Origin of the sequence: Devosia sp. XGJD_8, from assembly GCF_046614475.1 — a bacterium.
In the GTDB taxonomy this organism is placed as follows: domain Bacteria; phylum Pseudomonadota; class Alphaproteobacteria; order Rhizobiales; family Devosiaceae; genus Devosia.
In genome coordinates this window covers 413,629-427,216 of sequence record NZ_JBKJHF010000002.1, presented here as the reverse complement: position 1 = coordinate 427,216, position 13,588 = coordinate 413,629, and the positions used below count along the sequence as shown (strand labels likewise).

At 65.2% G+C, this 13,588-nt stretch carries 14 protein-coding genes; 8 read left to right on the top strand and 6 right to left on the bottom strand.

What is annotated here, in order from left to right:
* The first annotated feature begins 170 nt into the window (after nucleotides 1–170).
* Genes ACLI1C_RS17545 through ACLI1C_RS17520 form a run of 6 tightly spaced genes read left to right on the top strand, consistent with a single transcriptional unit; the run spans nucleotide 171 to nucleotide 6,270 of the window.
* Nucleotides 171–809 carry a glutathione S-transferase family protein gene (locus ACLI1C_RS17545; protein ID WP_411398845.1) on the top strand — a complete coding sequence of 213 codons (639 nt, stop codon included), beginning with the start codon at nucleotides 171–173 and terminating at the stop codon, nucleotides 807–809.
* Nucleotides 806–2,023 carry a CaiB/BaiF CoA transferase family protein gene (locus ACLI1C_RS17540; RefSeq protein ID WP_411398844.1) on the top strand — a complete coding sequence of 406 codons (1,218 nt, stop codon included), beginning with the start codon at nucleotides 806–808 and terminating at the stop codon, nucleotides 2,021–2,023. The genes ACLI1C_RS17545 and ACLI1C_RS17540 overlap by 4 nt, the downstream gene beginning before the upstream one ends.
* 14 nt (nucleotides 2,024–2,037) lie before the next feature.
* Nucleotides 2,038–2,595, top strand: a complete 558-nt coding sequence (locus ACLI1C_RS17535) for a carboxymuconolactone decarboxylase family protein (protein ID WP_411398843.1) — start codon at nucleotides 2,038–2,040, stop codon at nucleotides 2,593–2,595.
* Nucleotides 2,595–3,506, top strand: a complete 912-nt coding sequence (locus ACLI1C_RS17530; RefSeq protein WP_411398842.1) for an amidohydrolase family protein — start codon at nucleotides 2,595–2,597, stop codon at nucleotides 3,504–3,506. The genes ACLI1C_RS17535 and ACLI1C_RS17530 overlap by 1 nt, the downstream gene beginning before the upstream one ends.
* Nucleotides 3,503–4,267 (top strand): enoyl-CoA hydratase-related protein, encoded by a 765-nt coding sequence (locus ACLI1C_RS17525; RefSeq protein ID WP_411398841.1) that lies wholly within the window; start codon nucleotides 3,503–3,505, stop codon nucleotides 4,265–4,267. Before ACLI1C_RS17530 ends, ACLI1C_RS17525 begins: the two co-directional genes overlap by 4 nt.
* Nucleotides 4,264–6,270: a 3-hydroxyacyl-CoA dehydrogenase NAD-binding domain-containing protein gene (locus ACLI1C_RS17520; protein ID WP_411398840.1), complete on the top strand. Its 2,007-nt coding sequence runs from the start codon at nucleotides 4,264–4,266 to the stop codon at nucleotides 6,268–6,270. Before ACLI1C_RS17525 ends, ACLI1C_RS17520 begins: the two co-directional genes overlap by 4 nt.
* Here the strand turns inward: ACLI1C_RS17520 and ACLI1C_RS17515 are convergent.
* From ACLI1C_RS17515 to ACLI1C_RS17490, 6 genes are all read right to left on the bottom strand, one after another.
* Nucleotides 6,267–7,013, bottom strand: coding sequence for a GntR family transcriptional regulator (locus tag ACLI1C_RS17515; protein ID WP_411398839.1), 747 nt, complete (start codon nucleotides 7,011–7,013; stop codon nucleotides 6,267–6,269). The genes ACLI1C_RS17520 and ACLI1C_RS17515 overlap by 4 nt on opposite strands.
* 98 nt (nucleotides 7,014–7,111) lie before the next feature.
* Nucleotides 7,112–8,614 carry a tripartite tricarboxylate transporter permease gene (locus ACLI1C_RS17510; RefSeq protein WP_411399074.1) on the bottom strand — a complete coding sequence of 501 codons (1,503 nt, stop codon included), beginning with the start codon at nucleotides 8,612–8,614 and terminating at the stop codon, nucleotides 7,112–7,114.
* A gap of 9 nt (nucleotides 8,615–8,623) precedes the next feature.
* A complete protein-coding gene (locus ACLI1C_RS17505; protein ID WP_411398838.1) occupies nucleotides 8,624–9,091 on the bottom strand; it encodes a tripartite tricarboxylate transporter TctB family protein in 468 nt (155 codons plus the stop codon).
* On the bottom strand, nucleotides 9,088–9,843 hold the full coding sequence (locus ACLI1C_RS17500) for an alpha/beta fold hydrolase (RefSeq protein ID WP_411398837.1): 756 nt from the start codon (nucleotides 9,841–9,843) through the stop codon (nucleotides 9,088–9,090). Before ACLI1C_RS17500 ends, ACLI1C_RS17505 begins: the two co-directional genes overlap by 4 nt.
* 2 nt (nucleotides 9,844–9,845) lie before the next feature.
* Nucleotides 9,846–10,817: a Bug family tripartite tricarboxylate transporter substrate binding protein gene (locus tag ACLI1C_RS17495; RefSeq protein WP_411398836.1), complete on the bottom strand. Its 972-nt coding sequence runs from the start codon at nucleotides 10,815–10,817 to the stop codon at nucleotides 9,846–9,848.
* 227 nt (nucleotides 10,818–11,044) lie between these two features.
* Nucleotides 11,045–11,719: a GntR family transcriptional regulator gene (locus ACLI1C_RS17490; protein ID WP_411398835.1), complete on the bottom strand. Its 675-nt coding sequence runs from the start codon at nucleotides 11,717–11,719 to the stop codon at nucleotides 11,045–11,047.
* A 119-nt stretch (nucleotides 11,720–11,838) separates the two neighbouring features.
* Between ACLI1C_RS17490 and ACLI1C_RS17485 the strand changes: the two genes are divergently transcribed.
* Nucleotides 11,839–13,203, top strand: a complete 1,365-nt coding sequence (locus tag ACLI1C_RS17485) for an acyclic terpene utilization AtuA family protein (protein WP_411398834.1) — start codon at nucleotides 11,839–11,841, stop codon at nucleotides 13,201–13,203.
* The gene (locus tag ACLI1C_RS17480) at nucleotides 13,200–13,580 is read left to right on the top strand and encodes a hypothetical protein (protein ID WP_411398833.1); all 381 of its coding nucleotides are present in this window, start codon (nucleotides 13,200–13,202) and stop codon (nucleotides 13,578–13,580) included. Before ACLI1C_RS17485 ends, ACLI1C_RS17480 begins: the two co-directional genes overlap by 4 nt.
* The last annotated feature ends 8 nt before the right edge of the window (nucleotides 13,581–13,588 follow it).

Sequence of the window (13,588 nt, the reverse complement as noted above, 5' to 3'; positions counted from 1 at the left end):
TGCGCCGAAGGCCACCCGCTTGCCTGCCCGCTTGGCCAATCCGCTCTTCGGCGCGTTGAAAGCATGCCATTCGCAGCTTCACAAGACCCTGCCTTGACGGGCCATCGTGACCCTTGACCGGACCCCCATTCGACACTAAGGCTATATAACTGGTTTTTTAGTTTAAGCGGATGTCGGAGGACCCCTTGCAGCTTCTATGGTCGCCACGATCTCCATTCGTTCGCAAGGTCATGATCGTGCTTCATGAGACCGGACTGACCGACCGCGTCGAGACAATCCGCGCCGTGGCGTCGATGGCCAAGGTCAGCCCGGACATCCTGCAGCACAATCCGCTCGGCAAGATCCCCGTCCTGCTGACGGCGGATCAGGGTGCGATCTACGATTCGCCGGTCATCTGCGAATATCTCGATAGCGTGCACAACGGTACACGACTTTTTCCTTCCGACTCCGTCGAGCGCCTTGTCGCCCTCCGCCGACAGGCGCTGGGCGACGGACTGCTCGACGTGCTGCTCATGCTGCGCAATGAGGCTGGACGGCCTGACGGCACACCATCACCCAGCTATCTCGCCGGCTTTGAGCAGAAGATTGTCGCCGCCCTGGCTGCACTCGAAAGGGAGGCACCCGCTCTCGACGACAGTGCCTATGGTATCGGCCATATCGCCATCGGCTGTGCGCTGGGCTATCTCGATTTCCGCTTCACCGATCGCGACTGGCGCGGCGCCCATCCGGCACTGGCCGGGTGGCATGCCAGGTTCGAGGCGCGCCCGTCCGCTTTGGCGACCATGCCTGGCGATGAGTCCGCCGCATGAGCCAGTCTCCACTGTCCCATATTCGCGTTCTCGATCTCAGTCGCATCATGGCGGGGCCCTGGGCCAGCCAGATTTTTGCCGATCTGGGCGCCGACGTCATCAAGATCGAGCGGCAGGGACGCGGCGACGATACCCGCAGCTGGGGCCCGCCCTTTCTCAAGGATGCGAACGGCAAGGACACGACCGATGCCGGCTATTTCCTGGCCGTCAACCGGGGCAAGCGCTCGATCACCCTCGACATTGCCACGGCCGAGGGCCAGCGCGTGGTGCGCGAACTGGTCAGGCATTGCGACATCGTCATCGAGAACTTCAAGGTCGATACCCTGGACCGCTACGGCCTGGGCTATGACGACCTCAAGGCGATCAAGCCCGACATCATCTACTGCTCGGTCACCGGTTTCGGCCAGACCGGCCCGCGTCGCGACCAGCCCGCCTATGACTTCATGATCCAGGCCATGGGTGGCCTGATGAGCGTTACCGGGGAACCCGACGGCGTGCCGGGCGGCGGCCCGGAAAAGGTCGGCGTGCCAATCGTCGACATCATGACCGGCATGTATGCCGCCATAGCCACCCTGGGCGCCATGGCGCATCGTAGCGTCACCGGCGCGGGCGACCACATCGATATCGCCATGCTGGATGTCCAGGTCGGTTTTCTGGCCAACCAGGCCATGAACTACCTGGTCTCCGGCACGCCGCCCAGGCGCGCAGGCAACGCCCATCCCAACATTCAGCCGCAGGATGTCTTCCCCTGCTGCGACGGACACCTGGTGCTCGTCGTTGGCAATGACGGCCAGTTCGCCAAGTTCTGCGAGGTGATTGGGCAGCCTGACCTCGCGAACGACAGCCGCTTTGCTACCAATGCCGGCCGCGTGCGCAACCGCCTGGATCTGGCCGACATCATCCGCGCCGCCTTTGCCGAGGCGGACATGGCCGATTGGCTCTTTCGCCTCGATGCCGCCGGCGTGCCCTGCGGTCCCATCAACACGATACCGGCCGTGCTCGCCGACGAGCAGATCCAGCATCGCGCCATGAAGATGCAGATGCCCCATCCCCTGGCCGGGACGGTCGATCTGATTGCGAGCCCCATGCGGTTTCGCAATGCCCGGTTGCGGCGCGATCGACATCCACCATTGCTCGGCGAGCATACTGCCGAAATTCTCGCCGAATTCGCCATCCAAGCGCCAGCCGATGCCGGTGGCTCCCCTCACTCTTGACCGGAGCAGCGCCCATGTCGCGTATTCCAATCCTTACCCCCGACCTCATGACAGTGGACCAGAAGCGCATCCACGATGCCGTCGTGTCCGGCCCCCGGGGCATGCTGGTCGGCCCCCTGCGCGCGGCCATCCACCGGCCGGAACTCGCCGACAAATGGCAGCAGTTCGGTGAATTGCTGCGCTACCGCACCAGCCTGCCCGCCCGGCTGAGCGAGCTGGCAATCCTGGTGACGGCCCGCCATTGGGACTGCCAGGTCGAGTGGCACCTGCACGAGCGCGACGCGATCCGGGCCAGTCTGGAAGCACCGATCATCGATGCCATCAGACTGGGTCAACGCCCGGCGGATATGGAGGCAGAGACCGCAGCCGTGCATGACTTTGCCACCGAACTGCTGCGCGACCGCTTCGTCTCCGAGCCGACCTATCAGCTGGTGCTGGCGCGATGGGACGTGGTTGGCGTGGTCGAGCTGGCGGCGATCATCGGCTACTATTCCATGGTCGCGATGACGCTCAACGCCCATGAGCTCCCGCTGCCCGATGGAATCGCACCACCGCTTGAGGCGCGGGCCTGATGGAACGGGTCGCCATCCCGCCGAGCCGTTCGCCCGCCAGTCCGCCGCCGGCAGGCGCCTGCGATTGTCACACCCATATATTCGGCCAGCCCTCGGCCTATCCGGTCGCCCACCCGCCCCACTATCTGCTTCCCGATGCCGATGCGATGCGGCATCGCCAGATGCTGGACGAAACCGGGCTATCCCGCGCCGTCCTCGTCCAGCCTGCGCCTTACGGAGACGATTGTGGCGCCATCATCGAGGCCATCGCAGAGGCGCCGGCGACACTGCGCGGCATCGGCACGGCCCTTGCCGGCACCGGTCAGGACCACCTGGCAGCACTCAAGGCAGCCGGTATCGTGGGTCTGCGCTTCGTCCATCTGGACCTGCCGGGCGGAACGAACCGCTTTCCCGGCGCAGCCGGCTTTGAGGACCTGCATGATCTCGCGCCTGCCATGGCAGAGATCGGCCTGCATGCGCAGCTCTGGTGCGATGCGGCGACATTTGCGGAACACAGGCCGGCGCTCGCACAGCTCGGCCTGCCCATCGTGCTCGAGCATATGGCGCGGTTCGACACCGCCGCGGGCGTCACCGGCACTGCCTTTGAGGCCGTGCTCGCCGCGCTTGCCGAGGGCGAGGTCTGGGTCAAGCTGGCGCTCTGCCGGGCATCGCAACAGGTGCCTGACTACCCCGATATACGGCGCTTCCACGATGCCCTGGTCGCCGCCAATCCCCAACGCCTGCTCTGGGCATCTGACTGGCCGCATGTGCGCCTCGATGAGGCCCGCCCCGATGTCGGTCACCTGCTCGATCTGTTTGCCGAGTGGACCGGGCACGACGCAGCGCTGGCCCAGCGCATTCTCGTGCACAACCCCGCTGACCTCTACGGGTTCGACTCCCCTTCTCGCCAGACGCAAGGACTTGGCCAATGACGGCTCTCCAGCTCACCATCGCCGACGGCATCGCCGTCGTCTCCCTTGACCGTCCACCTGTCAACGCCCTCACCATGGCGCTTTATGGCGAGATTGCCGCGCTGTTCGAGAGCTTCGCCGAGCGGCTCGACGTGCGCTGCGTCGTGCTGACGGCCGCGGGCAGCAAGGCCTTCTGTGCCGGACTGGACCTGCACGAATTTCTGGCGGCAACGCCCGACAGTGACGCCGAGCGTGCCGCCATCGTGCGCCGGTGCTTTGCTGCGGTCCGCCACTGCGATGTTCCGGTCATTGCAGCCGTCAATGGTCCGGCCCTGGGAGCCGGCTGCGTTCTCGCCTCCGTAGCCGATATTCGCCTGGCCAGCGCCAATGCCCGCTTCAGCCTGCCCGAGATCAATGTGGGTCGCTGCGGCGGCACGGCCCATCTGGGGCGTCACCTGCCGCAGGGCGTGCTGCGCCACATGGTGTTCACCGGTCTGCCACTGGGTGTCGAGGACGCCTGGCGCTTCGGCTTCGTGCAGGAGATCGTGGACGCCGAAGCGCTGATGACCCGCGCCATGGAACTGGCGACCCTGATTGCCAGCAAGGCGCCGCTCGGTCAGCGCCTGGGCAAGCAATCGATGAACGCCGCAGAATTCCTCCCGGTGGAGGAAGGCTATGCCGGCGAACAGGTTTTCAGCACCCGCCTGATGCGCACCGCCGACGCGCGCGAGGCCACCCGCGCCGTCGTTGAAAAGCGTGCCCCGGTCTGGAGCGGGCAATGACGGACAGTCCGGTCAGGCTGCGCTTCGAGGATGATATCGCGGTCATCGTCATCGACAATCCGCCCGTCAATGCCGGGTCGCGGGCAGTTCGGGAGGCCTTGCTGGACCGGCTTGGCGACCTGGTCGGCAGCGCCGCCACGGGCGTGGTCATCGTCGGCGCCGGCAGGACCTTCGTCGCGGGGTCCGATATCCGCGAATTCGGCGCGCCGCTGGAAGAGCCGCAACTGCCGGCGGTGATCGCCGCCATCGAGGCTCTGCCCATCCCCGTCGTCGCTGCCATCCATGGCGCCGCCTTGGGCGGTGGCTTCGAGCTGGCGCTGGGCTGCGACGCCCGGGTGGCATCAGCCGATGCGGTCGTCGGGCTGCCGGAGGTAAAGCTCGGCATGGTGCCGGGCGCCGGCGGCACGCAGCGCCTCGTCCGCCTCGTCAATGTGGCCAAGGCTATAGATCTGGTCTGCAGCGGCCAGCGTGTTCCGGCACCAGAGGCCCTGGCGCTGGGACTGGTTGATGTGCTCGCCGATGGCGACCTGCTCGCCGCCGCCCTCGCTCATGCCCGGTCACTGGGAAACACCAAGCGCCGCCTGGGCGAAGCACCCGTGCTGTCATCCAGCGAAACCGAGATCGCCGCGGCCGCCGACAAGGCAATGCGCCGCGGTCGCCAGCGGCCCAATGTGGTCGAAGCCATTTCGCTGCTGCGCGATGCCAACAGCGCGCCATTTGCCACCATGCTGGCACGCGAGCGCGCCGCGTTCCAGCAGTTGCGCTCCAGCGATGAAGCCGCTGCGCTCCGCCACCTGTTCTTTGCCGAACGCGAGGCCGGTCGGGTGGATGGCCTTGCGGGCGTCGCCCCTCTCCCCATCCACACCGTTGGCGTGGTCGGGGCCGGAACGATGGGCGCGGGCATTGCCGTCTGCCTGCTCAATGCCGGCCTGACTGTTCAGCTCATCGAACAGGACGAGCCAGCCCTCTCGCGCGGCATCGACCGCATCGAGAAGACACTGGCGGCCGACGTCGCGAGCGGGCGATGCAGCACCAGCCGGCGCGCGGCCCTCGCCGGCAGCATCGCACTGGCCGACCTGCGCGATTGCGATCTCATCATCGAGGCAGCCTTCGAGGATCTTGCCATCAAGCAGGATCTCTTCGCCCGGCTCGACGCCGTCGCGCGCCCTGACGCGATCCTTGCCACCAACACCTCCTACCTCGACATTGCGGCCATCGCCGCCGCGACGCAGCGGCCCGCATCGGTCATTGGCCTGCATTTCTTCAGCCCGGCCAATGTGATGAAGCTGCTGGAGGTCGTGCGCACGCCAAAGACATCGGATCAGGCGCTGCTCACCGGGCTCAAACTGGCGCGGCAGATCGGCAAGATTGCCGTGGTCTCTGCCTTGGGCGAGGGCTTCATCGGCAACCGCATCTATTCCGCCTATCGCCGGCAATGCGAGTTCATGGTCGAAGAAGGCGCCAGCCCGCAACAGGTCGATGCTGCCCTCGAAGCCTTCGGATTCGCCATGGGACCATTCGCAGTATCGGACCTGTCCGGGCTCGATATCGCCTGGAAAACGCGCCAGCGCCTGGCGGCCACGCGCGATCCGCGCGAACGCTATGTCACGATCCCCGACCGCCTCTGCGAAGCCGGCCGGCTGGGCCGCAAGGCAGGCGCCGGTTGGTATCGCTACGACGAGCGCGGGCAGCGCCATGTCGACTCCGCCGTCGCAACATTGATCGAGGCGAATTCAGCGGTTGCCGTCCGGCGCGCCTTCCATGCCGAAGAAATTCAGCGCCGCGCCATGGCGGCCATCGTCAATGAGGCAAAGCTCGTCCTGCAGGATGGTGTGGCCCAGCGGGCCGGCGACATCGATGTCGCCCTGGTCCACGGCTATGGCTTTCCGGCCTGGGAAGGCGGTCCGCTCTATTGGCATGCCAGGCAGGACCGAGAGGAAGCCGTCAAAGCCCTTGATGAGGTCGAAAGGGCGACCGGCTTCGGCTTTCGCCGCGCCGGCTAGCGCAACTTGACGTCGAAGCGCACCACATCGCCGCGATAGACGCCCTCGGCGACCAGCACCGCCGTGCCCGTCTGGTCCACCGCACGGCGATAGACGAAGGCGACCGGCGCGTTGATGGCAATGTCGAGCGCCTTGGCCATGTCCATGTCCGCGCTTCGGATCGTCAGCGTCTGCTGCGCATCGACGATCTCGACGCCCGGCACATCCGCCACCAGACGCAGGGCCGTCTTGGTTTCCAGGTCGTTCTGCGTGATCCGGTCCGAAAGCCGCTCATCAATGTAGAGCTCGGTGAGCAGGAATGGCTTGCCCTCGCGCCAGTGGCGGCGGTTGAGGTGCCGGTATTTGGGTGCCGCATTGCCGATCATATAGGGCAGGTCAGGCAAGTCGCGGTCACGCTGATCGGTCAGGATTTCGATGCGGGCATCGTGGCTGGGGCGCAGCAGGCCCGACCAGTCGGTCGCCACCGCACACCACAGCGCTTCCTGCGGCCGGCTGCGCACGAAAGTGCCCTTGGCGCGAAACCGCTCGATCAGGTTTTCCTTTTCCAGCTGGTCCAGCGCCTGCCGGATCGTGGCCCGCGCCACGCCGCATTCGATCGCCAGCTCATCCACCGTGGGGATCTGGCTGCCGACCGGCCACTGCCCGGATTCGATGCGCCGCTTGAACAGGGTCGCAAGCTGGATATAGCGAGAAACGGCGCTCTTCCCAAAATCGACTGTGGCCGTCGCTGGCTTGGTATTCACTGAAATGTCCCGGGTTCGTCTCGACCGCCTCAATCTACGATGCCGGCAAGTCAGTTACAACCAATAGACTGGCTTTAGAGGTTTAGCCACGAGCAGCGTCACTCCTCCTTGAAGGCCTGTTCGCGGCCCTTGCGGATGGCGGGGAGCGTCACCGCGGCAATGGCGATGGCGGCGATGATCAGCAGGCCTGCGGAAATCGGCCGCTCGATGAAGATCATCGGATCGCCGCGCGAGACCAGCATGGCACGCCGGATATTCTCCTCGAGCATCGGGCCGACCACAAAGCCGAGCAGCAGCGGCGCGGGCTCGCAGTCGAGCTTGACCAGCACATAGCCAATGACTGCAAACACGGCCATCAGCGTCACGTCGAAACTGGCATTGTTGACGCTGAACACACCCACCGAGCAGAACACGACAATGGCCGGGAACAGGAAGTGATAGGGCACGCTCAGCAGCTTCACCCAGATGCCGACCAGGGGCAGGTTCAGCACCACCAGCATCAGGTTGCCCAGCCACATCGAGACGATCAGCCCCCAGAACAGCACGGGCTGCTCGGTCACCACATTGGGGCCGGGCGTGATGCCCTGGATGATCAGCGCACCGATCATCAGCGCCATGACCGGATTGGATGGAATGCCCAGTGTGAGCATGGGGATGAACGAGGTCTGTGCCCCGGCATTGTTGGCGCTTTCCGGCCCGGCAACCCCGGCCAGCGCCCCCTTGCCGAAGGTTTCGGGCTTGCGGGAGAGCTTCTTCTCCAGCGCATAGGAGGCAAATGACGACAGCATCGCCCCGCCACCGGGGAGGATTCCCAGGATAGACCCGAGCGCGGTGCCGCGCAGCACGGGGGCGGCCATCTCGCGCAGATCCGCCCGGCTGGGGAACAGGTTCTTGATCTTGGTCGACAGCACCGAACGGCTGCTTTCGTCCTCGAGATTGCGGATCACCTCGGCAATGCCGAACATGCCCATGACGATGGCGATGAATTCATAGCCGTCGATCAACTCGATCATGTTGAGGGTGAAGCGCTGGGCGCCCGTATAGATGTCCTGTCCACCCAGTCCGAGCAGCAGCCCCATCAGCATCATGGCAAAGGCCTTGAGCAAAGATCCCGATGCCAGTGCGATCGAGGCGAACAGGCCAAGCACCATCAGCGAGGTATATTCGGCCGGCCCGAAGGTCAGCGCCACCGCCGCCAGCGGCGGAGCAAACAGCGCCAGCAGGATTGTCGCCACCGTGCCGGCAAAGAACGAGCCAATGGCCGCCGTGGCCAGCGCCACCCCTGCCCGTCCGTTTCGCGCCATCTGGTAGCCATCGACGGCCGTCACCACCGAGGAACTTTCCCCCGGCAGGTTGATCAGGATGGCCGTGGTCGAGCCACCATACTGGGCCCCATAATAGATGCCGGACAACATGATGAGCGCGCCGACCGGCGGCAGGCCGAAGGTCACCGGCAACAGCATGGCAATGGTCGCTACCGTGCCGATGCCCGGCAGCACGCCGATCAGCGTCCCCAGCAGCACGCCGGCGAAACAGTAGAACAGGTTGTCCAGCGAAAAGGCCGCGGACAGCCCGACGGAGAGATTGGCAAACAGGTCGATGCTCATGGCTCAATACCCTCCCAGCCATGGACCGATCATGCTGAGCGGCAGTCCGAGCCCCCAGATGAACGCCGCCCAGCTGAAGACGGCGAGACCCGCGGCAAGAATGACGCTGGGAATCGGCCGGGCTTTTACGCTGCCGAGGCAGGTCACCAGCACCATGACGAACACTGTGGGTCCCAGGCCCGCGCCGCGCACGCAGAAGGCAAAGATCAACAGCGCCCCGATCACGGCCGCCAGCCCGCGCAGCGGTATGCCGGCGATGCCACCGGCGCCACGCAGCACGCCGCGCAGCAGCACCGCGACCCCAAAAACGAGCAGCAGCAGCGAAAGCGCCACCGGCAGATAGCCGGGTCCCATGGATCGCAGCGATCCCATGGACAGGCTGAGCGACTGCGCCGTGAACCAGATGCCCACTCCGGAGAAGATCGCTCCGGACAGGACGTCCTTGTCCCGCAATTTGCTCAAGGCGCTCATCTGGCAATCTCCGGAATATGAAGGCGGCGCACAAAGGCATCGATGGCCTCGGCGACCTCAACGGGCTGCTCGGGCAGCAGCGCATGCCCGGCATTGTCTATTGTGACGACGGTGACCCGATCGCCAAGCTCGTCGCGCAGTTCCATGGCCTGGCTGGCGGGGGCAATCGCATCCTGTGCGGCCTGGATATCCAGGATCGGCACGACGCCCCCCGCATGCCACCACTTTGCCCGGTCGCTCCGCGCCGCCGCCAGGCGCTGTGCGGCGGCCAGTTCAGGATGCCAGCCCGCCAACCAGGGCCGCGCATCCCGGCCTGATGCGAAATAGGCCCGCTGCAGATGCCCGAGCCGGTCTGCTTCGCTCAGCTGGGGATCGAAACTCCCGTCGATGGAGGGCCTGATGTCCGCGGGGATCACCCGGCGCGCTGCCGCCAGCAGGACGACGGCAACGACGCGCTGCGGACTCATGACCGCGGCCATGCGCGCCACCCAGTTTCCGAAGGCATGGCCGACCACAACCAGCGGCCCACTATCCTGCGGTGCGGCACTCAGAAGGTGCGAAGCGAGCGTCTCGAGATTGGCCGAAGCGACATCTTCACCCGCCGCCAGGCCGAAGGGCTCTGGCGCGACGACCCGATGGCCCAGCGCCCGCAAACCCGCCGCAACCGTCGTGAAATCCTCGGCTCCGCGACCCAGCGAAGGTGCGAGGAGCAGGGTTACCCCCCGCTCCTTCGCTGTCGTGACGTCGAACACTTTTATTCTTCCGTGATGCCGGCAGCTTTGATGACGTCGCCAAAATACGCGAAATCAACCGCCAGACTGTCCGCGAATATGCGCGGATCCTGAAAATCGGGGTCCACACCCACCGAGGTCAGCCGGTCGATGAAGGCCTCGTCGGCATAAAGCCCGCTGATGGCCATGCTCAGCATCTCGACAATCTCGGGCGGCGTGTCCTTTGGCGCAAACAGACCGGTCCAGCCGGCACTGCGCAGATCCGTGAAGCCGGCCTCGACCATGGTGGGCACGTCCGGCAGTCCGGGAATGCGGGCATTGCCGAAGACGGCGAGGCCGCGCAGGGCGCCGCTTTCCGCCTGCGAGATCACGACCGTGTCGATCATCATCTGCACCGTGCCCGACAGCAGTCCGTTCATCGCCGGACCGGCCCCGCCATATGGGATATGCTGGATATCCACCCCCGCGGCCGACTTGAAGATTTCCGTCAGGATCTGCGGGGTCGACCCGTTGCCGGACGATGCATAGCTGAGGGTGCCGGGATTGGCCTTGGCATAGGCGATGAACTCTTCCATCGTCTCGGCAGGCACCGATGGGTGCACAGCCAGCAGGCGTGTGGAATCCGCGATCTTGGCCACCGGCACCAGATCGGCATTGGGATCGAAGTCGAGTTCGCGCAGATGCGGAACGACGGCAAAGATGCTGTTGGCACCGAGCAGCAGCGTGTAGCCATCCGGCGCCGCGCGCGCCACCTGCCCGGCTCCAATCGTGCCGGACGCTCCCCCCTGATTGTCGACAACGATGGTGGCGCCAGTGACCTTAGTCAGGGCCTCACTCAAGACGCGGCCAACCGCGTCGGCAGTGCCGCCAGCCGGATATGGCACCACCAACCGGATCGGCTGGCTGGGATAATCCTGCGCCTGAACCGATGCCGAAGCGAGCAGGGCCGACATCGCCAATAAGCTTCCGACAGTGACCAGTTTCTTGAACGTCATGCTGTTCCTCCCAGCTAAAACATAATAAGCTACTTTTATGACCTATAGGTGTTTCCGCTTTATGCGTCTAGTCGTCTCGCAGGAAAATTCGGGAGGGGTCGGGAGGGCGACAGAACGCCCATTTCGCCGCGCAAATGTCCCTGGTGCGCGGCGCATTTTGGAGCACGCCGATACGCCTGCCGGGAGCGGGTGGGGACGAGTTCGTGCGCCCCATAAGCGTGTGAACGCTAGATTGCGCCCTGGATATAGGTCGCCTTGAGATAGAATTCCTTCGGTCCCTGGATATGCTTGCGGATGATCTCCGCCAGCTCCTCGGGCGCGCCGCGAGCGATCGTGTCGATCATGTCGAAATGCTGGCCGATGGCGATCTCGCGCAGTTCCTCGCTGGGAAAGGCCCGGGTGCGGATCGGATGGGTGGCAAAGGTATAGTGCAGGATGGCGTCTGCAAGTTGCTGGTTGCCCGCAGCCCGATACAGCACTTCGTGGAAGTCGTTATTGAGTGAAAAGACCTCGGCATAGCGCTGGCTGCGCGAGGCCTCCCGGTGACGCGTGGCGATATCGGTGAGCTGGGCGACCAGCTCGGGCCCGGCAGGACGATCGAAATGGGTGGCCGCGCGGGTCTCGAGGCATTCGCGGATCTCGTAGAGTTCCTCAACCTCGGAAATGGAATAGTCGCGCACCTGCACGCCCTTGTTGGGCTGCCGGACCACGAGGCCCACGCGTTCCAGTTCGTCAAAGGCGCGGCGCACGGCGTGGCGGGTGGCGCCCGTACGTTCGATGATCTCGTCTTCCACCAGGCGTTCGCGTGGGCGGAGCTGTCCGGCAATGATCTGCCGCTGCAGGTCGCGATAGACCGAGTCCCAGCTTTTGGCCTGTTCCGGCAACGACTTGGCAACCCGCATCCGGACCTCGAATCCATGCTTCCGACCGGCTCAATCTAGTCAATTCTCCACAGCCGTACAATCATCGTTGACATTATCGATAATCATACCGATGATAATGACGATCAGGGAGGATCATCGTGTATCGCATTGGCAGTGGTGCTGGCTTTTCGGGCGACCGCATCGACGCTCCGCAATCGGTGGTGCGCGCAATCGCCGCTGCCGGCGAGGGCGGTGCCGTGATCTTTGAGACCCTGGGCGAGCGCACCCTGGCACTGGGGCAGATTGCCAAGCGTCAGGATCCGCTGCGCGGCTATGAACCTCTCCTCGACGACATTCTCGAACCGATCCTGGCCCCGTGCATCGCCGCGGGCATCGTGGTCGTCGGCAATTTCGGCCAGGCCAATCCGCCGGCGGCGGCCCGAGCCATCCAGGACCTGGCCACCCGGCTGGGTCTCGGGACGGTGCGGATCGCCATCGTCACCGGCGACGATCTGGTGGGCAGGGTGGACCTGACCCAGACGGAGCGCTGGGATGGCGATGGACGCCTTCCCGGCCTCGACGGCGACGTCATTGCCATCAATGCCTATCTGGGTGCCGGGGCCATCGCCGACGCCATCCGCTCCGGCGCACAGGTCGTGGTAACAGGTCGCGTCGCCGATCCGGCACTGGCGCTCGGCCCGCTGGTGGCGCATTTCAACTGGTCCTGGACCGATCTCGACCGCATCGCGGCTGGAACCCTGGTCGGGCACCTGCTCGAATGCGGCTCGCAAGTGTCGGGCGGCTTCTTCGCCGATCCCGGTTTCAAGGATGTGCCGGACACCGCCGATATCGGCTTTCCCATCGCCGAGGTAGACGCCGATGGCAGCTTTGTCATCACCAAGGCGGACGGGACCGGCGGGCTGGTCGACCTGCGGACCGTCAAGGAACAGCTGCTGTACGAAATTCACGACCCGGCAGCCTATCTCACCCCCGATGTGACCCTCGACATCACCGGCGTTGAACTGCAGCAGGTCGGCCCCGACCGCGTTCGGGTCACCGGCGCGCGCGGACATCAGGCGCCCCACAAGCTCAAGGCAACCGTCAGCGTCTATGGCGACTGGCTGGGCGAGGCCGAAATTTCCTACGCCGGCCCCAATGCACTCGCTAGGGCGCGGCTGGCCATCACCACCATCGATGAGCGGCTGCGCCGGCGCAGTCTGCCGGTGCGGCACCGCTCCGACATCATCGGCACGGTCAGCGCTTTCGACAGCGACGACGGCGATCTTCTTGCCGCGTTTGGCAGTGTCCCGGCCGGCGACTATCGCGTGCGTTTTGCCTTTGGCGGCAATTCGCAGCGCGAGGTCGAGCGGGCCGTACAAGAGGTGAATGCCCTCTATTGCTGCGGTCCTGCCGGCGGCGGCGGCGTGCGCCAGAGCGTGCGGCCGCGTGTGCGGACCCTCTCCCACATGGTGCCGCGTGACCTCGTCGAAATGGGCTTCCACTTTGCCGGGGGCGAGCCATGAGCGAGCCCTCGCGCCGCATCGCCTTGCACCAGATTGCCCACGGCCGCTCGGGCGACAAGGGCAATCGGCTCAACGTCAACGTCATCGCCTACGAGCCGCGCCACTGGCCGGTTCTGCTGGCCGAAGTCACGACCGAGCGCGTCGCGGCGCTCTTCGCCCATCGCGGTGTCACACGGGTCACCCGCTATGAGCTGCCCCGGCTCGGGGCGCTCAACTTCGTCATCGAGGACGCACTCGAAGGCGGCGTCAATTCCAGCCTTGGCGTGGATACCCACGGCAAGTGCCTGAGCTATCTGGTGCTTGGACTGGAGATCCTTGTGCCAAACGAACCGGGTGAAACGCCGCTGGCGTCGCCTGTTCTGCAAACCGCCCGCTAAGGGCAAAG